Below are 22,049 nucleotides of genomic sequence, written 5' to 3'. Positions count from 1 at the left end.
CGATGGGAATGGCAGAAAGTCGCTCCGCACGATTCGCCGAGGCTTTGTACAATGGCTCGACAAGCCCGGCTCACGCGCCTTCGTGCGCCGGCCGCTCGAGTCCATCACTACAGAACGCCATGGCCGATACCGCAACGCCCAATGTGATCCGCCGCGCCGATTATGCGCCGCCCGCTTTCCTGATCGACACCGTCGCGCTCGAATTCGACTTGCTGCCGGAGCGCACGGTCGTGAAGAACACGATGCGCGTGCGCCGCAATCCGGACGCGTCGCGCGCCGCGCATCTGGAGCTAATGGGCGAACAACTTGAATTCGTCAGCGCCACGCTCGACGGCCAGCCGTTCGCCAACGCGCATGCGCACGAACATGGCCTGGTGCTCGACAACGTGCCGGAGAACTTCGAGCTCACGCTCACGAGCATCTGCAATCCGGCCGCGAACACCACGCTTTCCGGCCTGTATGTGTCGAGCGGGAATTTCTTTACGCAGTGCGAGGCGGAGGGCTTTCGCCGCATCACCTACTTCCTCGACAGGCCGGACGTCATGGCCACTTACACGGTTACGCTGCGAGCCAGCAAGGCCGACTATCCCGTGCTGCTGTCCAACGGCAATCTGCTCGAAGAAGGCGATCTGCCGGACGGCCGCCATTTCGCTCGCTGGGAAGATCCGTTCAGAAAGCCGAGCTATCTGTTCGCGCTCGTCGCGGGCAAGCTGGTCGCGCTGGAAGAGCGCGTAAAGACGGGTTCGGGCAAGGAAAAGCTGCTGCAGGTATGGGTCGAGCCGCACGATCTCGACAAGACCCGTCATGCAATGGATTCGCTGATCCACTCGATCCGCTGGGACGAAGAGCGCTTCGGGCTCGAACTGGATCTGGACCGCTTCATGATCGTCGCCGTGAGCGACTTCAACATGGGCGCGATGGAGAACAAGGGGCTCAACATCTTCAACACGAAGTATGTGCTGGCGAACCCCGAGACGGCGACCGACACCGACTTCGCGAACATCGAGGCGGTAGTCGGCCACGAGTATTTCCACAACTGGACCGGCAATCGCGTGACCTGCCGCGACTGGTTCCAGCTGAGCCTCAAGGAAGGCCTGACGGTATTTCGCGATCAGGAATTTTCGGCCGACATGGCCGGCGGCGAGACCGACGGCAGTGACGAAGCCGCGCGCGCCACCAAGCGCATCGAAGACGTGCGCGTGCTGCGCCAGATGCAGTTCGCCGAAGACGCGGGGCCGATGGCCCACCCGGTGCGCCCGGAAAGCTACGTCGAGATCAATAACTTCTACACGATGACGGTCTACGAAAAGGGCTCCGAAGTCGTGCGGATGTATCAGACGCTGTTCGGCCGCGAAGGTTTTCGCAAGGGCATGGACCTGTATTTCAAGCGGCACGACGGCCAGGCCGTGACCTGCGACGACTTCCGTCACGCGCTCGCCGACGCGAACGGCCGCGATCTCGCGCAGTTCGAGCGCTGGTACAGCCAGGCGGGCACGCCGCGCGTGTCGGTGCGCACGCGTTACGACGCCGCGCAGCAGCGCTACAGCGTTACGCTCGCGCAAGGTTATGGCGAAGCCGCGCCGGCCGCGCGCGAAACGCAAAAAGGCCCGCTGCTGATTCCGTTCGCGATCGGCCTGATCGGCAAAGATGGAAAGGACTTGCCGTTGCAACTGGAGAGCGAGGCGCAGGCTTCGGACTCCACCACGCGCGTGCTCGAATTCACCCAGACCGAACAGACCTTCACGTTCGTCAATGTTGAGCAGGAACCGTTGCCGTCGCTGCTGCGAAATTTCTCGGCACCGGTGATCGTCGAATACGATTACTCGGCGGACCAACTGGCGTTCCTCCTCGCGCACGACAGCGATCCGTTCAACCGCTGGGAAGCCGGTCAACGGCTCGCCACGCGTGAGTTGCTGACGCTAGCCGGACGGGCCGCAAGCGGTGCGGAACTGCAGCTCGACGACTCGGTGGCCGCCGCGTTCGCACGCGTACTCACGGACGAATCGCTTTCGCCGGCCTTCCGTGAACTTGCATTGATGCTGCCGTCCGAAGCGTATCTGGCCGAGCAGATGGCAGAATCCAATCCGGCGGCCGTGCACGCGGCGCGGCAATTCGTGCGCAAGCGTCTTGCCAATGCACTCAAGGACGACTGGCTCAAGATCTACGAGCAACATCGCACGCCCGGCCCATATGAAGCGACGCCGGCGGCGGCAGGCCACCGTGCGTTGAAGAACCTGGCATTGTCTTATCTCACGGAGCTCGACGATCCGGCGGAAACCGTGCGGCTCGCGTCCGCGCAATACGACGCGGCGAACAACATGACGGACCGCGCGGCGGCGCTGTCCGTGCTGCTCAATGCATCGGCGGCGAATGGCGGCAGCGCCGAAGCGCAGCATGCCCTCGACGACTTCTACCGGCGCTTCGAGAAGGAGCCGCTCGTCATCGACAAGTGGTTCGCTTTGCAGGCCACGCAGCGCGGCAGCGCGCAGCGTCCGGTGATCGACGTCGTACGCAAGCTGATGACGCACCCAGCCTTCAATCTGAAAAATCCGAACCGCGCGCGCTCGCTGATTTTCAGCTTCTGCGCGGCTAACCCTGCGCAATTCCACGCCGAAGACGGCTCGGGTTACGCGTTCTGGGCGGACCAGGTCATCGCGCTCGACGCGATCAACCCGCAAGTGGCCGCCCGCCTCGCGCGCTCGCTCGAATTGTGGCGCCGGTTCACGCCGACGTTGCGCGAAGGCATGCGCGCGGCGCTGGAGAAAGTGGCGTCGCAGGTCAAATCGCGCGACGTACGTGAGATCGTTGAGAAGGCGCTCGCATGACGCATTTCTGACGCGGTCCTCCGTTTCGAAAAGCCGGCACACGTTGCCGGCTTTTTTTCGCCTTTTTTCGGACGACTTTGGGGCAGAAGCTCGCATGGACATTAGCCGTCTGGCTGACTGTTCGTTCGCGGCCCGAGGGGTGAAAGTAAACGCATTCATTTAACGGTTTACGTTTAACGAGCAGCGATATATGATCCCATGATCACGACATTTGGCGACAAGGCTACGGCGAGAATCTTTCATGGCAAGTTTGTACATACGCTGCCACGTCATATCCAGGCGCTTGCGTACCGCAAGTTGCTGATGATCGACGCTGCGGACTGCATCAACAGCTTGCACACGCCGCCCGGCAACCGGCTCGAAGCATTGCAAGGCCAACGCAGCGGGCAATGGAGCATCCGGATCAATGCGCAGTGGCGCATCTGTTTTCACTTTATCGAAGGCGAGGCGCTGAATGTTGAGATTGTCGACTATCACTGATTATTGGGAGACCGGCATGGTCATCAAACGCTCCGATCTGGACAGTATCGATTTCTCCGACATCGACGCGGGAGACAGCATCGAGGAGATCCATCCTGGCGAGATTCTGCGCAGCGAATTTCTCGAACCGCTCGGCATGTCGGTCAACGCGCTTGCGCTCGCGTTGCGCGTACCGGCGCCGCGTATCAACGACGTGGTCCGCGGTAAGCGCGCAATCTCAGCGGACACCGCACTGCGCCTCGCGCGCTATTTCGGCGCGAGCGCGCAGTTCTGGCTCAATCTGCAAATCGCATACGACCTGCGCGTTGCCACGGCGGCGGCGGGCGAGCAGATCGAACGCGAGATAGAACCCATGCCCAAGGCCGACCGCCCGAAGCTGCCCAAGGTATCGGCGGAACACGCTCGGGCTGCGGCGCTCGCAGCAAGCGTGAGCGGCAGCGCGACGGGCGGCAGGGCCCGGCGCAAAGGCTGATCGGCTTGTTCATGCAGGGCCGCTCTTGCCGATTGCGCGCCATTGCACGCGCGCTCCGATGTCAAAAGCACGGAGCGGACACACCAAGCGGTTAAAATCGGGATATTCCTCAAGCCTCCTGGAGTACAGCAATGGCCTTGCAACGTCGTACCACTCTCACGAAGTACCTGATCGAGCAGCAGCGGGAAACCAATAACCTGCCGGCCGACCTGCGGCTTTTGATCGAAGTTGTCGCGCGCGCATGCAAGGCGATCAGCTATCACGTCAGCAAAGGCGCGTTGGGCGACGCGCTTGGCACGGCGGGCAGCGAGAACGTCCAGGGTGAAGTGCAGAAGAAGCTCGACATACTGTCGAACGAAATCCTGCTCGAAGCCAACGAATGGGGCGGCAACCTGGCGGGCATGGCGTCGGAGGAAATGGAGCAGTTCTTCCCTATCCCCGCGAACTATCCGAAGGGCGAGTATCTGCTCGTGTTCGATCCGCTCGACGGCTCATCGAACATCGACGTGAACGTTTCTATCGGCACGATCTTTTCGGTGCTCCGCTGCCCCGACGGCCAGCAGCCCACCGAACAGTCGTTCCTGCAGCCAGGCACAGAACAGGTCGCTGCCGGTTATGCGGTGTATGGGCCGCAAACCGTGCTGGTGCTCACCACCGGCAATGGCGTGAACTGCTTCACGCTCGACCGCGAACTCGGTTCGTGGGTGCTCACGCAAAGCGACATGCGCATTCCTGTCGAAACGCGCGAGTATGCAATCAATGCGTCGAACGAGCGTCACTGGTATCCGCCGGTCGAGCAGTACATCGGGGAACTCAAGCAGGGTAAAGACGGCCCGCGTCAGAGCGACTTCAACATGCGCTGGATCGCGTCGATGGTGGCAGACGTGCACCGTATCCTGAATCGCGGCGGCATCTTCATGTATCCGGCCGACAAGCGCACGCCGGACAAGCCCGGCAAGCTGCGGCTAATGTACGAAGCGAACCCCATGGCGTTTATCGTCGAACAGGCGGGCGGCGCTGCAACCAACGGCGAAAAGCGCATTCTCGACATTCAGCCTAAGAGCTTGCATGAGCGCGTTGCGGTGTTCCTCGGCTCGAAGAACGAAGTGGACCGCGTGACCCGCTACCATCTCGAAACAAAAAAGTGATTCGAGGGCTTGCCAAGCCAATAAAGAAGTCCCTATAATCTCGTTTCTCCTGATGCCGGAATAGCTCAGACGGTAGAGCAGCGCATTCGTAATGCGAAGGTCGGGGGTTCGATTCCTCTTTCCGGCACCATCAAGATTCAAGCAAAAAGCCCAGTCATTGCGACTGGGCTTTTTGCTTTTCGTCGACCTCTTGCAATCCCTAGCCGCGCAACTCAGGTCTATCGAAGTGCGCGACAGTGCCGAGGTTGCGCGCGACGACCGGATCGCTCATCCGAACGGCCTTGTCGTTTTCCGCGCGCTTGGCGTCGCCGTACGCAGCGACTGCCTCCTGCGGCGCTGACGGAAACCACGAGATGCGGCCGTCGCATTCGATGCCGACCTGGCGTCCATTCCAGTACACAGCGTTTTCCATGACTAACCCTCTGAAGGCGAAGACAACCATCTTCCGCGTTCGCGGCCGGGTGTCGGTTGTCCACCGCACTGTGGCCTGCGGATAACAGCCACTTTCATCATAGAGCCGATGTTGGCGCGGCCGGGTTCGTCATTAACAAGACGATGTTTTGCCGCCAAGTGCGCAACGTTGATGACGGCAGCACGAGATTGCCTGAAGCACTCGCGCGCGTGAACCAGCCTTTCACGCAAATGCGCTGAAAACTTTGGTCAGTCGTCAACGACGTGACAAACCAATCGTTTACAAAGTAATCCGATGTTCGCAACCGAATAATGTCCGATCGGCAATAAACGAACGTTCGCTTTTTACCGGGCAGATTATTCCGATGCGGCGATGCACAAGTTCAGCGCCAGTCGGGGAATACCCGCAACAAACTGAAGACCGATTACGCGAAGGGGGCTGCCCACTGCCACAACGGCCCGTCCGACAAGGCTCACCACGATTTCGCAGAACAATGGATGCCGGAACTGTACGCAAGACCGCAGAAGAACAACGCAAGCGAACCTATAAATTTGAACAGAAGCTCTGCTGAAATGGTGCGCTGTGCCGTTAAAGCAACAAAGAAGGTGTGATGCTAATCGGACACTGGTGCGAAACGGGGCACGAGGCCGATAATTGGTTTGTAAAGGAGAATGATCATGGATGCGAAAACACCGAAGATCCCGACCCCGGATAAAGTCTTTAGCCCGGATCCGGAACCTGTCGGCGTCGAGTTTCTGGGGGCTGGACTGCCGGAGCACGTCCGCGCCTTTTTCGACGAACAACGTAAGTCGTACGACGCAAAGTAATTGTGCGGTAGCGCGACACGGTAGCGGTCCTTGTGCTTACTGCACGAGTCGCGGCTGCGCGCGGTTCGTTAATATCCTTGGATCACGCTCTAACCAGGCAGACTAGCGCTGTCTGCCGTCGGCGCTCGCACTCGAGCCTGCGCCCGCCTGTGCTCGCGTGAACTGGACTGTCTTGCCGCAACGGGCGGCGGCACCGGTCTAGATGCCGGCGAGAACACTCACGCAGTGACGCATCGTCTATTCTTCAGGTTTCCTTTCGCGGCCGCCCGGCCATCGTCCAGCTTATGAATCGCCTGTTTCGCTTTGCCGCGCCATGCGCGCTTGCGCTTTTCGCATCACTCTCGTTTGCCCCTACTTCTGCCCTCGCCGACGGCGACGATACGGCGCTCACCAATCTGATCGCGCTCGCGTCGCAGCGACTCGCGCTCGCAGAACCGGTGGCGCGCTGGAAGTGGGCCAATCACCAGGCAATCACCGACACGCCGCGCGAGCAGGCGTTGCTTGCAGATGTGGAGAAACGAGCGGCAGCCGCCAACGTCGATCCGGCGTTCGCGCGCGCGTTCTTCCAGGATCAGATCGACGCGAGCAAAGACGTGCAGAACGCGCTCTTTGCAAGCTGGCGTGCAACGCAGCCGCCGCAGGAACCGGCTCCCGACCTGGCAACGAGCACGCGTCCGCAACTGGATCGCCTGACGCAATCGCTCGTCGCCGGCCTCGCTCGCGTGCAACCGCTGCGCGCGGCGCCGGATTGTCCGTCGCGCGTCGCGCAATCGCTGGCTAACTGGAAGTCTCTGACTCGCTACGATTCCACGCGCTCAGCGGCATTGACTCGCGCGCTTGGACACGTGTGCGAAAGCGGTGGCGTCGGCGCAACCGGCTGACGGTGCGGTAGACGCAAGACGCGGGCGCAAAGAGGAATGTTGCGTCGCGAGGAATGAGGAAATCTCGCCTGGTCGCGCATAACGGCCGCGCAATCAGGCGAGCGCGATCAAACGACGCCTGCGACAGGCACGGCGCCCAGCACGCTCAGCGGCATCATCCTCAACCCGCGCGCGAGGTGGCTCTGAAGAATCTTGTAGGTTGACGCTTCGAATCCGCCGGTCAGACTGGCTGCATGCAGTTCGGTCGCCTGGGCCAACGACGGAGCATGGCCGATGTAACACCATTGGTCGACGACATGGAAAGCGCGCGCCTGCGACGCTTCTTCATGCTCCTCGAAAACGACAGGCCCCTGGAACGGCCACGGCGCGCCCGCGGGATCGCTCTTCGTGACGCGCGGCACGCGGTTATGCCCCGGCCGCAGCGTCGCGATCCACTGCGCCTCGGCGAGCATCGCACCCAACTCGCCGCCGGTGGCGCGCCACTCTACGCGCCTCACCTGCTGCGCCAGCCGAATATCTTTCGACGAACGCCGCTCGCCTGTCAGATGCGCACGAAGCCGCTGACGGACACGCACGCTGCGCCCGACGTACAGCGGCACATCGTCGTCTCCATAGAATGCATAGACACCGCATCCAGCAGGCGCGGTCTCAAGCAGATCTTCCGTGATGTCGCCTGCCAGCCGATAGCGCCGCGTAGTGCGCTCGATATGCGCGCGCAGAACGTCTAGCGGCACGAGGCCGTGAAGCCGCTGCCAGAATTGCCAGACCAGATCGGCGTCGGCAAGCGCGCGATGCCGGTCGGACGGCACCAGCGAGTGCCGCTCGACCAGGGCGTCGAGCCCGTGGCGCTTTTCGGACGGGAACAGCGCGCGCGACAGGCGCACGGTGCACAGCACGTCCGGGTCGAATGACAGGCCGACGCGGCGGAATTCGCCGCGCAAAAACCCTCGGTCGAAGCTGGCGTTATGGGCGACGAACAGTTTGCCGTTGAGTCGCGCAAACAGTTCGGGCGCGATGGCGTCGAACGTCGGCGCACCGCGCACCATTGCGTTCGTGATGCCGGTGAGCTGCTGGATGAACGACGGGATCGGTTGCTGCGGATCGACGAGGCTGCTCCAGCGCGTGACGCCGGCCGGCCCTACTTCGACGACGCCGACTTCGGTAATGCGGTGCTCGTTAGTCGAGCCGCCGGTGGTTTCCAGATCGACGAAGACGATCGGATCTTTGAGGGCCGGTTCGGGCAAAAACTGTTCAGACATGAAGGAATGCTTGGACGCGTGACTTTGCGGCAAGTATGCACTAGTTGGCCGCCGCTGACCCGTGGGCGTGACCACCGCGCGGTCCAGCCTCCGTCGGCGAAGGGTTTTAGCGCCGACCGTGCCCCATCTTGCCCAGTGGCAGTCGCTCCCTACAACGGCTGAACGTTCGCCGCTTGCTTGCCTTTCAGCCTCGCCGTGCGGTGTCAAACCACATTCGCTAAACGAGGTTGAGCGCTTTTCAGCTTAGTGGCGCGCCTTTGGAAGAAGTGCACAAGCGATTGTCACCATCCACTTCGATTAGTGAAGCCGCGAACTTAATTAAAGCTTTGGTCACAGATGTTTCTTGTGCGCTTAACGAATTGATATTTGGATTAATCGTTCGTATTACTTATGTCAATTTTTTCGCTCCTCCGTCAACTTTACCCAAAACCGATAATCGCTAAACCGTAAGGAAGGAAATATTTTCCGCCGCCCGCGCCTGTAACGCTTCGCCACATTGGTAAGTGTTTCTACGAGTTGTTCGCCGACCTGCCGAAACGCATCATGAATCGAGCATTTGCAGTAATGCGTCTCAGGAGATTGCCATGCAGTTCTGTGAAATCCGCCGAATCCTTTCCAAGCTGATCCCCCTTCTAGCACAATCGCCAGCCGCCTCGCCCACTCAACCCAAGCCAGGTCGACCATCGGCGCTGGAGTTCGACCCGATGTGGCACGGCGACCACTGGCAGAACCTCCTGTCCTCACCAATGGACGCGCGCCACTACGTCATGGAAGACTGGACTGCGACCACGGCGAACGAGTGGAATGCGGACCGCACTGCATCTGCGCACTGATCGTCAACTGACGCTGCAACGCTAACGCGTCGATCCGCGGACGAAAAAAAAGCGCGACTGGGAAGTCGCGCCGACAAAGCTTTGGAGATCTTTTTCGTCAACGAAAAAGTCCGCTTCGGAAAGCAGAGATTTCAGTATACCGTTTAATCCCAAATCTATTATTCACACAAAATACAATCGTCTGTTGCTAGAACGACAACAATAGCCTTCCAATTCAGTTTCGTTGTTTTTTCGCATCGAATTAGCGTCGCAATTTCGCAACGCCATTAGGCATTCACTTGTTCTCATCGTTGCTGGCATGCCTGGAACCGTTGACCGGCAAGGCTTTCGCGGAATTCTTCCATCGTTTCGAATCAAGTAATACTTTATTGCGAGAATCGAAACGTCCATTGATTCGAGCCTCTCTCTACACTTTGCGTAACCGGAAATCAGCGCTCTATCTTTAAGCGCACCTTGACACGGATACGCCTCTCGCAGCGCCCGCGTGGAGGGTTCCGAAGCACGATTCACCGCTCACTCTCGCTTTCGGAGTAACAAGATGAAAAAGACTCTCATGGTCGCGGCCCTCACGGGCGTTTTTGCAACTGCGGCGCACGCTCAAAGCAGCGTCACCTTGTACGGCTTGATCGACGCCGGCATTACCTACACCAACAACCAGCACGGCCACAGCAACTGGCAACAGACGAGCGGTTCGGTGAACGGTAGCCGCTGGGGCTTGCGCGGTGCTGAAGACCTCGGTGGCGGCCTGAAGGCAATCTTCACGTTGGAAAACGGCTTCGGCATCAATGACGGTTCGCTGAAACAAGGCGGTCGCGAGTTCGGCCGCCAGGCATTCGTTGGCCTGTCGAGCACCCAGTTCGGCGCCGTAACGCTCGGCCGTCAATATGACAGCATGGTCGATTACGTTGGCCCGCTCGCGCTAACCGGCACGCAATACGGCGGCACGCAGTTCGCCCATCCGTTCGACAACGACAACCTGAACAACTCGTTCCGTGTCAACAACTCGGTCAAATACACGAGCACGAACTACGGCGGCTTCAAGTTCGGCGGCATGTATGGCTTCTCGAACCAGGCTGACGGCTTCGCAAACAACCGCGCCTACAGCGCGGGCGCGTCGTACAACTGGGGCGGCCTGAACGTCGGCGCAGCGTATTTGCAACTGAACAGCAACGGCGCGAACGGCGCGTCTGCGGCGTTCAACGCCGGTGGTGCCGTGTCCAGCGACAACACGTTCTTCGCTCGCCGTCAGCAGACGTGGGGCGCAGGCGCCAGCTACGCGTTTGGTCCGGCAACCGTCGGCCTCGTCTATTCGCAGACGAATCTGTCGGGTCTCGTCGGCATCGGCGCAGGTGCATCGGGCCAACCCGCCGGCATCGGCCTCCCGAACAACAGCGCGCACTTCCAGAACTACGAAGCAAACGCTCGTTACGCTTTGACGCCGGCTGTCAGCATTGCCGGTTCGTACACGTACACGCGTGCGAGCCTTTCGGGCACCCGTCCGCACTGGAACCAGTTCAATCTGCAAACGGCCTACGCACTGTCCAAGCGCACGGATGTTTATCTGCAGGGCGAATACCAACAGGTCAACGAGGGCGCCATCGTTGGCGCCGACATCAACGGCCTGGGTGCTTCGAGCAACAACAAGCAGGTTGCGGTCACGGCAGGTCTGCGTCACCGCTTCTGACGCGGCGGGCAGGACCCGCAGCATGGAAGGCGCCGTTCGCGGCGCCTTTTTTATTGCCTCAACACACGCTTCGCGCAGGCAAATTCGCGCGCGGTAAGAGACTAGCCGCCACTATCCGGAGGCGGATATTTGACGTCGATTATGTCGATCGGCTGCGGCCCAGCCGGCGTGTACAACGTCACTGTGTCGCCGACCTTCGCCTTCAGCAACGCCCGCGCGATCGGCGAGATCCAGCTTACGTGTTCGATATCGAGATCGACCTCGTCGATGCCGACAATCGTCACGCTGTGTTCCTCGCCGTCCTCTGTCGCATATTCGACAGTCGCCCCGAAAAAGACCTGATCGACGTTCTCCTGCTTGCTGCTGTCGACAACCTCGGCGAGGTCCAGACGCTTGGTCAGAAAGCGGATGCGCCGATCTATCTCGCGCAGGCGGCGCTTGCCGTAAATGTAATCGCCGTTCTCGGAGCGGTCGCCATTCGACGCAGCCCATGACACGAGCTTGACGACCTCCGGCCGGTCGACGTCGATCAGATGCAGCAGTTCATCGCGCATGCGGCGGTAGCCGGCAGGCGTGATGTAGTTCTTGGTTCCCGCGGGGATATCCGGCTGGGCGACGTCGAGATCGTCGTCATTATCTTCGCTCGACTCTTTGACAAAGGCCTTGTTCATGATGATCCATAAGCTGCAGCAAACGACTGCTTCACTAGGGTACACGATCATGACAATGAGACAAATCGCAGTTACACGCTTCCTTTTTTTGAAACCTTTGCTATAATCTCGTTTCTGCGTGCGGCTGTAGCTCAGTTGGATAGAGTACTTGGCTACGAACCAAGGGGTCGTGGGTTCGAATCCTGCCAGCCGCACCACTTATTCGAGGGCCTCCCTCCGGGGAGGCCCTTATGTTTTACCCAGTTTTAGTGCAGTAGTGCATCACCCGTTTCGCGTGCGGCTGTAGCTCAGTTGGATAGAGTACTTGGCTACGAACCAAGGGGTCGTGGGTTCGAATCCTGCCAGCCGCACCACCTCTAGAGGGCCTTCCAGTTGGAAGGCCCTTTGTTTTTGTGCAGTCGCTTTCGGCACACCGCAAATTCAGGAGCGCAGCCTTAGCGCGGCGGAGACTGAATATCACCGATGTGGCCGTCGGGACTCGGCACCTCTTCGAACGTATCGCCAGCGGTAGCTTCGGCAATGCGGCGCGCCGTGTCGCCCACCAGCATCTGCGACTCGTGCAGCATCTCGCCCACGCTATCGCCAAACCGGCTTTCCACGAACGCCCGCAGCAGCGCCACGCGCAACGAGTCCCCGCGTCCCTCCGCCTCGCCGCGCCCGCCTTCGAATTCCGCCACGCAGTGCGCAGGGCCCTCCTCGCTGCGCTCGCGCATTTCAAGCCGACGCGCGCGCTCCATCACTGCCGCAGCGGCGTCCCATGAGGTGGTAGGTGTGAAACGGCCATCCCACGGACGGCCGCGGTCATTACCGCGAATCGCGACGGTCTCGCCGCTGTCGGTAAAGTGAATTTCGCGCACAAAATCGTGCAGGCTGCGGGCCACCCAATAATCCAGTGCGAGGCCTTCGAGGTCAGCTACTTTCATCTGCGTTCTCCCTGAGTTTTCAGGTGAGACTCGCGAGTGGCGCCGGCGTTCCGACGCAACGAAACGGCGCTTCTTCGCCCGATGAGCGGCAAAGCTCAGTAATCGGCCCGCTCGCGGTCGATTCGCATGCCGCCGTCATGCCGATGATGGCCGTCGTCGCTCGGCCGCTCACGCGCAATGCGCATCACGTCGGGATTCGTGCGCACGCGGCGCATGACGTTGGCCAGATGAACGCGGTCGCTGACCTGGATCACGAAGCGCAGAATCGTGGATTCTTGCGACAGGTCTTCGTCCATCGCGATATGCACGATGTTCGCGTCTGCCGAGGTAATGTCGGCGGCCACGCGGGCGAACACGCCCTTCGTATTCTTGACCAGCACCTTGACCGCGACGTCGAACAGACGCCCCGGTTGCGGCGCCCACGCCACGTCGATCCAGCGGCCGGGATCGCGCCGGTGGATTCGCTGCGCGACGCGGCAGTCGGTAGTGTGGATGGCCATGCCGAGGCCAATGCCGATATAGCCCATGATGTCGTCGCCCGGAATCGGACGGCAGCATGCGGACAACTGCACCGACATGCCCTCGGTGCCGGTAATCACGACCGGCGGCGCATGTGGCGTCGACCCGGAATCGGAACGCGAACCGTCGTCGTCGGCATCGCGGCCGCTCATCAACACTTCGATGCGCTTGGCCATGACCGCCGCGACGCGCCGGCCAAGACCGATGTCGGCGAAAATTTCCTGGCCATTTTTGTTGCCCGTCCACTGCACGAGCTTTTCCCACGCTTCGGGCGTTACGTCCGACAGCGCAAGGCCGTAGCCCTTCAAAGCCTGATCGACCAGACGCTCGCCAAGCTGAACCGACTCGTTCAGGCGCATCGTCTTCAGATAATGGCGGATCGCGGAACGGGCCTTGCCGGTGCGCACGAAACCGAGCCACGCGGGGTTCGGCTTCGAATACGGCGCCGTGATGACTTCGACGATATCGCCGCTCTTCAACTCGGTGCGCAGCGGGAGCAGTTCGTTATTGATCTTCACCGCGACGCACTGGTTGCCCAGGTCGCTGTGGATCGAATACGCGAAGTCGAGCGCCGTGGCACCGCGCGGCAGCGCCATGATCTTCGACTTCGGCGTGAACACGTAGACCGCATCCGGGAAAAGGTCGATCTTTACGTGCTCGAGGAATTCGCTCGAGTCGCCGGCTTCGCTCTGAATGTCGAGCAGCGACTTAAGCCACTGATGCGCGCGCTTTTGCACATCGTTCAGATCCGCACTGCCGTTCTTGTACAGCCAGTGCGCCGCCACGCCGGCTTCGGCGATCTCGTGCATCTTGCGGGTGCGCACCTGAAACTCGATCGGCGCGCCGAACGGACCGACGAGCGTAGTGTGCAACGACTGATAGCCGTTCACCTTCGGAATCGCGATGTAGTCCTTGAACTTACCCGGCACCGGCTTGTAGAGCGCATGCAATGCGCCGATGCAGGTATAGCATTCGAGCGCGCTGTCGACCACCACACGGAAGCCGTACACGTCCAGCACTTGCGAGAAGGACAACTGCTTGTCGCGCATCTTCTTGTAGATGCTGAAGATGGTTTTCTCGCGACCGGTGACTTCCGCGTCGATCTTCGCGTCGGCGATCGCGCGCTGCACCGATTCCAGAATCTTGCCGACCACTTCCCGCCGGTTGCCGCGCGCCGCCTTCACGGCTTTCTCAAGCGTGGCGTACCGATGCGGATTGAAGTTCGCGAAGCTCAGGTCCTGTAGCTCGCGATACGTATTGTTCAAGCCGAGCCGGTGCGCAATCGGCGCATAGATGTCCAGCGTTTCACGCGCCACGCGACGACGCTTTTCGGGCGGCACCGCGCCGAGCGTGCGCATGTTGTGCAGCCGGTCGGCGAGCTTCACGAGGATCACGCGGACGTCGCGCGCCATGGCGAGCAGCATCTTGCGGAAGTTTTCCGCCTGCGCTTCCTCGCGATTGCGAAACTCCATCTTGTCGAGCTTCGACAAACCGTCGACCAGTTCCGCGACCTTCGCGCCGAAACGCTCGGCGAGCTCGGCCTTGGTCACGCCCTGGTCTTCCATCACGTCGTGGAGCAACGCGGCCATGATTGCCTGGCCGTCGAGGTTCCAGCCGGCGCAGATTTCCGCGACGGCAACCGGGTGCGTGATGTAGGGCTCGCCGCTCTGGCGATATTGGCCGAGGTGGGCTTCGTCGCTGAAATGGAAGGCCGCCTTGACGTCTTTGATCTCTTCCGGCTGCAGATAGCCGGACAACGCGGACGTCAGCTTGGCAATGGATACGACGTCATGCCGGCGCGGTTGCTCCGGCGTGGCGGTCGGCCCGAACAGATGGCGAAACGACTGTTCGAGGACCGCGTCGATGTACTTCCGTGCAGACGAAGGCGAGTCGGCGTCATGCTCCGCTTCCGTGGCGGTGGGCGGGGTGGTACTCATGGTCGCCTCCGTAGCGGTTGAGAGTTGACGCCGGTCTGCACGTTGATGCAATCAGGTGAGGCAAAAGCTATGGCAAAAATGCTTGCCAACCGAAAACAGAAACAGTGCGCCTTAAACCGGCACCTTCTTCAGCATTTCGACGCCGACCTGGCCGGCCGCGATTTCGCGCAGCGCGACGACCGTGGGCTTGTCACGGCTTTCGATCTTCGGCGTGTGGCCTTGAGCGAGCTGACGCGCGCGATACGTTGCGGCGAGCGCGAGTTCGAAACGGTTCGGGATCTGTTTCAGACAGTCTTCGACGGTAATGCGGGCCATGTTGAGTTCCTTCTCAGTATGTTGCTTATTCTACCTTATGTGCTCGAATCGCCGCCGCGCTCAGGGGTGCGGAAGGTGAATGCCGAGCTGCACGAAAAGCTGCGTATGACGCGCGTATTGCGAGGCGAAGCGCGAACGCGTAGCGGCCACTAGACACTGCAGTTCGCCGAGCGCGCGATCGAAGTTCTCGTTGATCACCACATACTCCGCTTCGGCCGCGTGCGCCATCTCGCTGCCTGCAGCGAGGAGCCGCCGCGTGATCACGTTCGGCTCGTCCTGACCGCGCTTTTTCAGACGCTCTTCGAGCGCTTCGAGCGACGGCGGCAAGATAAAAATTTCGACCGCGTTGTGAAACTGCTTCTTCACCTGTTGCGCGCCCTGCCAGTCGATTTCGAGCAACACGTCATGGCCGCTCTTCATCTGCTCCTCGATCCACACGCGCGACGTGCCGTAATAGTTGCCGTGCACTTCAGCGCTTTCGAGAAACTCGCCCTCGTCGTGACGCCGCATGAAATCGTCGACGGACGTGAAGTGGTAGTGCTCGCCGTCCTGCTCTTTCGGACGCGGCGGGCGCGTCGTGTACGAGATCGACAGACGGATCGCGTCGTCGCCGGCGAGCAGCGCGTTCACGAGCGTCGACTTGCCGGCGCCCGACGGCGCGACGACCATGAACAGGTTGCCCGGATAAGCTCCGGCATACGGGTTGCGCGGTGCGCCGCTTTCGCGTGTGTGGTGATCGGTCATGTTGTGATGCTCCAGCCTTATTCCAGATTCTGTACCTGCTCGCGCATCTGTTCGATGAGCAGCTTCAGGGTCATCGACGAATCCGCCAGTTCCTTCGCGGCCGCCTTCGAGCCGAGCGTGTTCGCTTCGCGATTGAGTTCCTGCATCATGAAGTCGAGCCGCTTGCCGACCTTGCCGCCCTTCTGGATCACGTGACGCGTTTCGTTCAGATGAGCCGTGAGGCGCGACAATTCTTCGGTAATGTCGATGCGGATACCGTACATCGTCACTTCCTGGCGAATCCGCTCGTTGATCTCTTCGCGCGAGACGATGGTCGCCGCCGTATCGGGCGCGGCAATGCCGAGCGCTTCCTGCAGACGCTCGACGATCTTTTGCTGATGCTTCGTGATCAGCTCCGGCACGAGCGGCGTGATCTTCGTGACGATCGCTTCCATCTCGGTCACGTTGGCGAGCAGCATCGTGGCCAGTTGTGCGCCTTCGCGGGCACGCACGTCGATCAGATCTGCAATGGCCTGCTTGCCGCACGCGAGCACTGCGTCGCGCAGCACCTCGGGTGCCACGCCCGTCTCGGCGAGCACGCCGGGCCAGCGCAGAATTTCGCCCGAGCGCAGACGGCCCGCTTCGGGGAACGTCGCGAGCACGGTGCGCTCCAGCAACGCAAGCTGCGTCAGCGCGTCATGATTGATCGAACCGGCGTTTGCCGTCTGTTCGCTACGCTGCAGATTGATACGAATATCCACCTTGCCGCGCGACAGCTTGTTCATCAGCATTTCGCGCAGCGTGGGTTCGCACACGCGCACGTCCTCGGGCATACGGAAGTTGAGGTCGAGAAAGCGCGAGTTCACCGTGCGCAATTCGACCGACACGCTTACGCCGCCCGTTCCGGAGGCCGCGACGAGTTCGCGTGTCGCGCTGGCATAGCCAGTCATGCTGTAGATCATCGTATTTCTCGCGATGGTGGCCATGCGTGAGACGCTGGCCGAAGAGTCGAATCGCCCGGCGTGTACGAGACGCGAGGCGGTGAAACGGCATTATCCCATTTTTGGCGATGGGACCCCTTGGAGAGCCCCGGCCGACGCGGCACGCCGCCGGGGCGCATGCCTGTGCGGATCGGCTGTAAAATCGTGCTTTCCCTTCCTGCTTCCTTCCCGACCCAATCCGACATGACCGACACCACTCAACGCCCTAGCGGCCGTCTCGCCAATCAGCTGCGCGACGTGCGCATCACGCGCCACTACACGAAGCATGCGGAGGGTTCGGTGCTGGTCGAATTCGGCGACACCAAGGTGATCTGCACGGCGAGCATCGCGGAGACGGTGCCGTCGTTCCTGCGCGATCGCGGCCAGGGCTGGCTTACCGCCGAATACGGCATGTTGCCGCGCGCCACGCATACGCGCAGCGACCGCGAGGCCGCGCGCGGCAAGCAGACCGGTCGCACGCAGGAAATCCAGCGTCTGATCGGCCGCGCGCTGCGCTCGGTGTTCGATCTCGAGAAGCTCGGCGCGCGCACGCTGCATATCGACTGCGACGTGATCCAGGCCGACGGCGGCACACGCACGGCGAGTATCACCGGCGCCTTTGTCGCCGCGCATGACGCGGCGAACAAACTGCTGGCCGCGGGGCGCATCGAAAGTTCGCCGATTGCCGATTACGTCGCGGCGATTTCGGTTGGCGTGTACGACGGCGTGCCGGTGCTCGATCTGGATTACGACGAAGACTCGCAATGCGACACCGACATGAACGTGGTAATGACGGGCGCGGGCGGCTTCGTCGAAATTCAGGGCACCGCGGAGGGCGTGCCTTTTTCGCGCGATGAAATGAACGCGCTGATGGATCTCGCGAGCGACGGCATCGCCACGTTGATCGCGAAACAGAAAGAAGCATTGGAGTACAGAGGTGAGTGAGGTTCGTGAAGGCAATGGCGCACCACTATCGGGATCGCCGTTGAACAAGGTCGTGCTGGCGTCGAATAACGCGGGCAAGCTGCGCGAGTTCGCGGCGCTGCTTGGAGCGGCCGGCATCGAGTTGATTGCGCAAGGCGAACTGGGGGTGCCGGAAGCGGAAGAACCGCATCCCACGTTCGTCGAAAACGCGCTTACCAAGGCACGGCATGCGGCCAGGCTCACCGGGCTGCCGGCCCTCGCCGACGACTCCGGTCTGTGCGTGCGCGCGTTGCGCGGCGCGCCGGGCGTGCATTCGGCGCGCTACGCGCAACTGGCCGGCGGCGAGAAGAGCGATGCGGCGAACAACGCGCGGCTCGTCTCGGCGTTACAAGGCGAGAGCGATCGGCGCGCGTACTACTACTGCGTGCTGGCACTGGTGCGTCACGCGGACGATCCCGAGCCGCTGATCGCCGAAGGCCGCTGGCACGGCGAGATTCTCGATGCGCCGCGCGGCTCGCATGGCTTCGGTTACGACCCGTACTTCTTTTTGCCGTCGCTGAACGCGAGCGCCGCGGAGCTCGAGCCGGCGGTGAAGAACGCCAGCAGTCATCGCGCGATTGCGTTGCGCCAACTGCTTGCGCGTCTAACGGAGGAAGCGTGATTCCGATCAAGTCGACGCCCGCCGATGTCGGCAATGGCGTGATCAAGGCATTCACGTCGCCGGGCAGCATCCGTCTGACGTCGCTGCCGCCGCTCTCGTTGTACGTGCATTTTCCGTGGTGCGTGCGCAAGTGTCCGTACTGCGATTTCAACTCGCACGAATGGAAAGGCCACAGCTTCCCCGAGAACGAGTATCTCGACGCATTGCGTGCCGATCTCGAGATGGCTTTGCCACTCGTGTGGGGACGGCAGGTGCATACGGTGTTCATAGGGGGCGGTACGCCGAGCTTGCTGTCTGCGGCTGGACTCGACCGCATGCTGTCGGACGTGCGAGCACTGCTGCCGCTCGACGCCGATGCGGAGATCACCCTCGAGGCCAATCCCGGCACGTTCGAAGCGGCGAAGTTCGCGCAGTTTCGCGCGAGCGGCGTGAACCGGTTGTCGGTGGGCATACAGAGTTTCAACGAGGCGCATCTGAAGGCGCTCGGCCGGATCCACGATTCGACGCAAGCGCGCCATGCGGTGGAAGTGGCCGCCACGACGTTCGACAATTTCAATCTCGATCTGATGTTCGCGCTTCCGCAGCAGACGCTTGCCGAATGCCAGGCCGATGTCGAGACTGCGTTGTCGTTCGCGCCGCCGCATCTCTCGCTGTATCACCTGACGCTCGAACCGAACACGTTGTTTGCGAAATTCCCGCCGGTGCTGCCGGACGACGATGCCTCCGCCGACATGCACGACTGGATTCACGAACGCACGTCGGCGGCGGGATATGAGCGCTACGAAGTGTCCGCGTATGCCAAGCCGCATCGGCAGAGCAAGCACAACCTGAACTACTGGCGTTTTGGCGACTATCTCGGCATTGGCGCCGGCGCGCACACGAAGCTGTCGTTCCCGAATCGTGTGTTGCGTCAGGCGCGCTACAAGCATCCGGCCACGTTCATCGAGAAGGCCAAGGCCGGCGCGGCGGTGCAGGAAGAACACGAAGTCGGACCGCGCGACCTGCCGTTCGAGTTCATGCTGAACGCGCTGCGACTGGTCGAAGGCTTTCCGGTGCATCGGTTTATCGAACGCACGGGTTTGTCGATGACATCTATCGAGCCGGCTTTGCAGGAGGCGGAACGCCGCAAGCTGATTACACGCGACCACGAAAAGATTGCGCCCACGCCGCTTGGACAAGCGTTCCTCAACGATCTACAGGCGTTGTTTCTGAAAGATCCGCAGTGAATGCAGATGAAGAGAGCGCCGCACAGAGGTTTTTTCAGGTTACAATTTGCGGCTTGGAGGTGTGGCCGAGTGGTTTAAGGCACCGGTCTTGAAAACCGGCGAAGGAGTGATCCTTCCGTGAGTTCGAATCTCACCGCCTCCGCCATAGACCCTTACCTGACGTGGGTTTGCTGGCAGTTTTTCAAAACACCACGCTTGTCTCAAACTCCGCGCAACGTCCGTCGGAACTAGATCGCAGGGGCATGAAGTTCATGCGCCCACGTCTTGTTCAAAAATAATTCTCGCTAGGTACCAAGAAGCTTTTTGGTTGCCGATCCTAAAGTTTTCTTGCAAGCGCGGTGATGCTCGCCTGCATTGCGGAATCGCGCGAAAACAGTTCTTGGCACTTCTCGATCCGCGTCGAGATCGAGGCCCGTTGGGCTGGCGTGATCAGACCACCTTGGTCAAGGAAGACACTGACGCAGTGCAAGAGTGTCGAATACGGATGCGGCGTCGGACGTTAACTTCGCCTTTCCTCGAACCCGAATACATCTTCCAGCAATTCAATAGCTTCAGCAAAAATCACATCGCGGAACGACGGCGTCATCTCCATTTTTCGGGCGAGAATCGACGCAAGTGTGGTCCAAGGGTAAGGGTGAGATTCAATTGCCGTTGCTTGCCAGCAAAAGGATTCGATCCGCTACAACGGCATGAAGCGGTAAAATATAATCATCATCATCCGCGCATGCTAGTGGCAAAGGATAATCTAAATATATTTGATCTTTTAGCTCAACATTGGCGTGAGCCGCCTCTAAAATCGGATAATACAATCCTCCTGAATAGCAATATTCAGCTAATGCAGCAATCAAAAAACTTCTGCGAGCGCCCTCAGTAGTCGAACCTGAACAATCCGGAAGTCCTTGTGTGGTGAGGCTTTACGGCCGAAATGGTGTTGTGGGAATTGCAGGGACCTGGCATATTGGTACGGGAATCCTGCAATTTCTGACGAGGTGCGGATGGGTCCCAAGACACCTGTGACGGAAGGAGATTTCTTCCGGCAACCGCTGCGTGAACAGATCAACCTGAAGCATCCGCTGGTACGCCTGACGGACCTGATCAACTGGGAACGGCTGGGCGCGTCGATGAGCGAGAGCTTCGTGTCCGGCAAGGGCCGCCCGGCAACATCACCGCGCCTGATTGCGGGTCTGCTCTACCTGCAACATGCCTTCGACCTGTCTGACGAAGAGGTTGTGTGGCAATGGGTTGAGAACCCGTATTGGCAGGTGTTCACGGGCGAGACTTACCTGCAGACGCAGCCACCAATCGACCCATCGAGCCTGACGCGCTGGCGCAAGCGGCTGGGTGAAGCCGGCGTTGAAGAGTTGCTGGCAGAGACGATTGAAGCAGCGAAGCGCGCCGGCGTGATCAAGGCCTCGAGCGTAAAACGCGTAATCGTCGACACGACGGTCATGGAGAAGGCGATTGCGTATCCGACCGATTCACGCCTGCTCGAACGATGTCGCGAACACCTGGTGAAGGCCGCTGCGAGACACGGCCTGAAGCTGCGGCAGAACTACAATCGCGAGGCGCCACGGCTGGCAAGCCAGATCAGTCGTTACGCGCATGCGAAGCAATACAAGCGGATGAGAAAGACACTGCGCACGTTGCGCTCGCGTGTGGGTCGGGTGATGCGCGACGTCGAGCGGCAAGTCGACGCGGTGGCCGATTGCAGCCGCGCGGCATTGCAGGAACTGATTGGCCGCACGAAGCGGATTCTGTCGCAGAAGCTGAAGGACAAGAACAAGCTGTATGCGCTGCACGCGCCGGAAGTCGAGTGTCTGGCCAAGGGCAAGGCGCGCATACCGTACGAATTCGGCGTGAAAGTGTCGATCACGACGACTCACAAGGAAGGGCTCGTGGTGGGGATGCGTTCAATGCCGGGCAACCCATACGACGGCCACACGCTGGCTGAGGCGCTGGAGCAGGCCGCGATCCTCAGCGACGTTACGCCAGAGGTCGCCATCGTGGACCGTGGTTACAAGGGCGTTGCGCTTGATGGCGTGAAGATCTATCACCCCGGCCTGCGGCGCGGCATCACATGCGGACTACGCGCGATGATCAAACGGCGAAGTGCGATCGAGCCTGCCATCGGTCACATGAAGAGCGATGGCAGGCTCGGGCGCAACTGGTTGAAGGGTGCGCTGGGCGATGCACTGCACGCCGTGCTGTGCGGCGCTGGCCACAACCTGCGGATGATCCTCAGGAAGCTACGGCTTCTTTATGCCTTCGTTCTTGCTGTTTTGTTCAGAATGGCCACCGACGCGATGGTGTGACCGCCGGAACTCAAGACGAATTGTTCAGGGCCGACTC

At 60.7% G+C, this 22,049-nt stretch carries 21 protein-coding genes and 4 tRNA genes; 16 read left to right on the top strand and 9 right to left on the bottom strand.

The features are described from left to right. The first annotated feature begins 119 nt into the window (after nt 1-119). From pepN to RW095_RS23010, 5 genes are all read left to right on the top strand, one after another. On the top strand, nt 120-2,825 hold the full coding sequence (gene pepN, locus RW095_RS23030) for an aminopeptidase N (protein ID WP_317021304.1): 2,706 nt from the start codon (nt 120-122) through the stop codon (nt 2,823-2,825). Nucleotides 2,826-3,023: 198 nt separating this feature from the next. After that, entirely contained in the window at nt 3,024-3,305 is a 282-nt protein-coding gene (locus RW095_RS23025; protein WP_317021303.1) for a type II toxin-antitoxin system RelE/ParE family toxin, read from the top strand. Nucleotides 3,306-3,321: 16 nt separating this feature from the next. Beyond that, nucleotides 3,322-3,777 (top strand): HigA family addiction module antitoxin, encoded by a 456-nt coding sequence (locus RW095_RS23020; protein WP_317021302.1) that lies wholly within the window; start codon nt 3,322-3,324, stop codon nt 3,775-3,777. 131 nt (nt 3,778-3,908) lie between these two features. Further along, entirely contained in the window at nt 3,909-4,925 is a 1,017-nt protein-coding gene (locus tag RW095_RS23015; RefSeq protein ID WP_128587754.1) for a class 1 fructose-bisphosphatase, read from the top strand. A 54-nt stretch (nt 4,926-4,979) separates the two neighbouring features. Then, nucleotides 4,980-5,055: transfer RNA gene (locus RW095_RS23010), tRNA-Thr, on the top strand. Between the two features lie 69 nt (nt 5,056-5,124). Here RW095_RS23010 and RW095_RS23005 read toward each other — a convergent pair. Beyond that, nucleotides 5,125-5,337 carry a hypothetical protein gene (locus tag RW095_RS23005; protein ID WP_317021301.1) on the bottom strand — a complete coding sequence of 71 codons (213 nt, stop codon included), beginning with the start codon at nt 5,335-5,337 and terminating at the stop codon, nt 5,125-5,127. Nucleotides 5,338-6,014: 677 nt separating this feature from the next. On the opposite strand from RW095_RS23005, the gene RW095_RS23000 reads away from it, so the two are divergent. Continuing rightward, the gene (locus RW095_RS23000; protein WP_317021300.1) at nt 6,015-6,164 is read left to right on the top strand and encodes a hypothetical protein; all 150 of its coding nucleotides are present in this window, start codon (nt 6,015-6,017) and stop codon (nt 6,162-6,164) included. 284 nt (nt 6,165-6,448) lie between these two features. Then, the gene (locus RW095_RS22995) at nt 6,449-7,045 is read left to right on the top strand and encodes a chorismate mutase (RefSeq protein ID WP_317021299.1); all 597 of its coding nucleotides are present in this window, start codon (nt 6,449-6,451) and stop codon (nt 7,043-7,045) included. A gap of 107 nt (nt 7,046-7,152) precedes the next feature. On the opposite strand, the gene RW095_RS22990 is transcribed toward RW095_RS22995, so the two are convergent. Beyond that, the gene (locus RW095_RS22990; RefSeq protein WP_317021298.1) at nt 7,153-8,304 is read right to left on the bottom strand and encodes an exonuclease domain-containing protein; all 1,152 of its coding nucleotides are present in this window, start codon (nt 8,302-8,304) and stop codon (nt 7,153-7,155) included. Nucleotides 8,305-8,888: 584 nt separating this feature from the next. On the opposite strand from RW095_RS22990, the gene RW095_RS22985 reads away from it, so the two are divergent. Next, nucleotides 8,889-9,137, top strand: coding sequence for a hypothetical protein (locus RW095_RS22985; protein ID WP_317021297.1), 249 nt, complete (start codon nt 8,889-8,891; stop codon nt 9,135-9,137). 538 nt (nt 9,138-9,675) lie between these two features. Beyond that, on the top strand, nt 9,676-10,821 hold the full coding sequence (locus RW095_RS22980) for a porin (RefSeq protein WP_317021296.1): 1,146 nt from the start codon (nt 9,676-9,678) through the stop codon (nt 10,819-10,821). Nucleotides 10,822-10,922: 101 nt separating this feature from the next. Here the strand turns inward: RW095_RS22980 and greB are convergent, their stop codons facing one another. Further along, the gene (greB, locus tag RW095_RS22975) at nt 10,923-11,492 is read right to left on the bottom strand and encodes a transcription elongation factor GreB (RefSeq protein ID WP_317021295.1); all 570 of its coding nucleotides are present in this window, start codon (nt 11,490-11,492) and stop codon (nt 10,923-10,925) included. A 120-nt stretch (nt 11,493-11,612) separates the two neighbouring features. On the opposite strand from greB, the gene RW095_RS22970 reads away from it, so the two are divergent. Then, a tRNA-Arg gene (locus RW095_RS22970) sits at nt 11,613-11,689 on the top strand. A 79-nt stretch (nt 11,690-11,768) separates the two neighbouring features. After that, a tRNA-Arg gene (locus RW095_RS22965) sits at nt 11,769-11,845 on the top strand. A gap of 81 nt (nt 11,846-11,926) precedes the next feature. Here the strand turns inward: RW095_RS22965 and RW095_RS22960 are convergent. From RW095_RS22960 to RW095_RS22940, 5 genes are all read right to left on the bottom strand, one after another. Then, nucleotides 11,927-12,415: a phage protein NinX family protein gene (locus RW095_RS22960; protein WP_317021294.1), complete on the bottom strand. Its 489-nt coding sequence runs from the start codon at nt 12,413-12,415 to the stop codon at nt 11,927-11,929. A 95-nt stretch (nt 12,416-12,510) separates the two neighbouring features. Beyond that, nucleotides 12,511-14,871, bottom strand: coding sequence for a RelA/SpoT family protein (locus tag RW095_RS22955; RefSeq protein ID WP_317021293.1), 2,361 nt, complete (start codon nt 14,869-14,871; stop codon nt 12,511-12,513). A gap of 111 nt (nt 14,872-14,982) precedes the next feature. Continuing rightward, nucleotides 14,983-15,186: a DNA-directed RNA polymerase subunit omega gene (gene rpoZ, locus RW095_RS22950; RefSeq protein WP_006025620.1), complete on the bottom strand. Its 204-nt coding sequence runs from the start codon at nt 15,184-15,186 to the stop codon at nt 14,983-14,985. Nucleotides 15,187-15,246: 60 nt separating this feature from the next. After that, a complete protein-coding gene (gene gmk / locus RW095_RS22945) occupies nt 15,247-15,930 on the bottom strand; it encodes a guanylate kinase (protein WP_020069050.1) in 684 nt (227 codons plus the stop codon). A gap of 17 nt (nt 15,931-15,947) precedes the next feature. Beyond that, nucleotides 15,948-16,871, bottom strand: a complete 924-nt coding sequence (locus RW095_RS22940) for a YicC/YloC family endoribonuclease (protein WP_317021292.1) — start codon at nt 16,869-16,871, stop codon at nt 15,948-15,950. A gap of 222 nt (nt 16,872-17,093) precedes the next feature. Between RW095_RS22940 and rph the strand changes: the two genes are divergently transcribed. The 4 genes from rph (at nt 17,094) to RW095_RS22920 (ending at nt 19,845) form a co-directional block, all read left to right on the top strand. Then, the gene (gene rph / locus RW095_RS22935) at nt 17,094-17,834 is read left to right on the top strand and encodes a ribonuclease PH (RefSeq protein WP_317021291.1); all 741 of its coding nucleotides are present in this window, start codon (nt 17,094-17,096) and stop codon (nt 17,832-17,834) included. Then, nucleotides 17,827-18,474, top strand: coding sequence for an RdgB/HAM1 family non-canonical purine NTP pyrophosphatase (gene rdgB, locus RW095_RS22930; RefSeq protein WP_317021290.1), 648 nt, complete (start codon nt 17,827-17,829; stop codon nt 18,472-18,474). The genes rph and rdgB overlap by 8 nt, the downstream gene beginning before the upstream one ends. Next, nucleotides 18,471-19,700 (top strand): radical SAM family heme chaperone HemW, encoded by a 1,230-nt coding sequence (gene hemW, locus RW095_RS22925; protein ID WP_317021289.1) that lies wholly within the window; start codon nt 18,471-18,473, stop codon nt 19,698-19,700. The genes rdgB and hemW overlap by 4 nt, the downstream gene beginning before the upstream one ends. Nucleotides 19,701-19,755: 55 nt before the next feature. Next, nucleotides 19,756-19,845: transfer RNA gene (locus tag RW095_RS22920), tRNA-Ser, on the top strand. A 496-nt stretch (nt 19,846-20,341) separates the two neighbouring features. On the opposite strand, the gene RW095_RS22915 is transcribed toward RW095_RS22920, so the two are convergent. Further along, the gene (locus tag RW095_RS22915; protein WP_317021288.1) at nt 20,342-20,548 is read right to left on the bottom strand and encodes a hypothetical protein; all 207 of its coding nucleotides are present in this window, start codon (nt 20,546-20,548) and stop codon (nt 20,342-20,344) included. 147 nt (nt 20,549-20,695) lie between these two features. Between RW095_RS22915 and RW095_RS22910 the strand changes: the two genes are divergently transcribed. Beyond that, nucleotides 20,696-22,012, top strand: a complete 1,317-nt coding sequence (locus RW095_RS22910; protein ID WP_317016336.1) for an IS5 family transposase — start codon at nt 20,696-20,698, stop codon at nt 22,010-22,012. Nucleotides 22,013-22,049: the final 37 nt, after the last annotated feature.

It is taken from the genome of Paraburkholderia kirstenboschensis, assembly GCF_032806925.1.
GTDB classification, from domain to species: domain Bacteria; phylum Pseudomonadota; class Gammaproteobacteria; order Burkholderiales; family Burkholderiaceae; genus Paraburkholderia; species Paraburkholderia kirstenboschensis.
Note: the sequence above shows the minus strand (reverse complement) of the source record. Positions and strands in the feature narration are given on the sequence as shown.

What these genes read in the sequence shown, in the direction of transcription:
- pepN (WP_317021304.1), top strand. Translation starts at nt 120, where the DNA reads ATGGCCGATACCGCAACGCCCAATGTGATCCGCCGCGCCGATTATGCG.
- RW095_RS23025 (WP_317021303.1), top strand. Translation starts at nt 3,024, where the DNA reads ATGATCACGACATTTGGCGACAAGGCTACGGCGAGAATCTTTCATGGC.
- RW095_RS23020 (WP_317021302.1), top strand. Translation starts at nt 3,322, where the DNA reads ATGGTCATCAAACGCTCCGATCTGGACAGTATCGATTTCTCCGACATC.
- RW095_RS23015 (WP_128587754.1), top strand. Translation starts at nt 3,909, where the DNA reads ATGGCCTTGCAACGTCGTACCACTCTCACGAAGTACCTGATCGAGCAG.
- RW095_RS23005 (WP_317021301.1), bottom strand. Translation starts at nt 5,337, where the DNA reads ATGGAAAACGCTGTGTACTGGAATGGACGCCAGGTCGGCATCGAATGC.
- RW095_RS23000 (WP_317021300.1), top strand. Translation starts at nt 6,015, where the DNA reads ATGGATGCGAAAACACCGAAGATCCCGACCCCGGATAAAGTCTTTAGC.
- RW095_RS22995 (WP_317021299.1), top strand. Translation starts at nt 6,449, where the DNA reads ATGAATCGCCTGTTTCGCTTTGCCGCGCCATGCGCGCTTGCGCTTTTC.
- RW095_RS22990 (WP_317021298.1), bottom strand. Translation starts at nt 8,304, where the DNA reads ATGTCTGAACAGTTTTTGCCCGAACCGGCCCTCAAAGATCCGATCGTC.
- RW095_RS22985 (WP_317021297.1), top strand. Translation starts at nt 8,889, where the DNA reads ATGCAGTTCTGTGAAATCCGCCGAATCCTTTCCAAGCTGATCCCCCTT.
- RW095_RS22980 (WP_317021296.1), top strand. Translation starts at nt 9,676, where the DNA reads ATGAAAAAGACTCTCATGGTCGCGGCCCTCACGGGCGTTTTTGCAACT.
- greB (WP_317021295.1), bottom strand. Translation starts at nt 11,492, where the DNA reads ATGAACAAGGCCTTTGTCAAAGAGTCGAGCGAAGATAATGACGACGAT.
- RW095_RS22960 (WP_317021294.1), bottom strand. Translation starts at nt 12,415, where the DNA reads ATGAAAGTAGCTGACCTCGAAGGCCTCGCACTGGATTATTGGGTGGCC.
- RW095_RS22955 (WP_317021293.1), bottom strand. Translation starts at nt 14,871, where the DNA reads ATGAGTACCACCCCGCCCACCGCCACGGAAGCGGAGCATGACGCCGAC.
- rpoZ (WP_006025620.1), bottom strand. Translation starts at nt 15,186, where the DNA reads ATGGCCCGCATTACCGTCGAAGACTGTCTGAAACAGATCCCGAACCGT.
- gmk (WP_020069050.1), bottom strand. Translation starts at nt 15,930, where the DNA reads ATGACCGATCACCACACACGCGAAAGCGGCGCACCGCGCAACCCGTAT.
- RW095_RS22940 (WP_317021292.1), bottom strand. Translation starts at nt 16,871, where the DNA reads ATGATCTACAGCATGACTGGCTATGCCAGCGCGACACGCGAACTCGTC.
- rph (WP_317021291.1), top strand. Translation starts at nt 17,094, where the DNA reads ATGACCGACACCACTCAACGCCCTAGCGGCCGTCTCGCCAATCAGCTG.
- RW095_RS22910 (WP_317016336.1), top strand. Translation starts at nt 20,696, where the DNA reads ATGGGTCCCAAGACACCTGTGACGGAAGGAGATTTCTTCCGGCAACCG.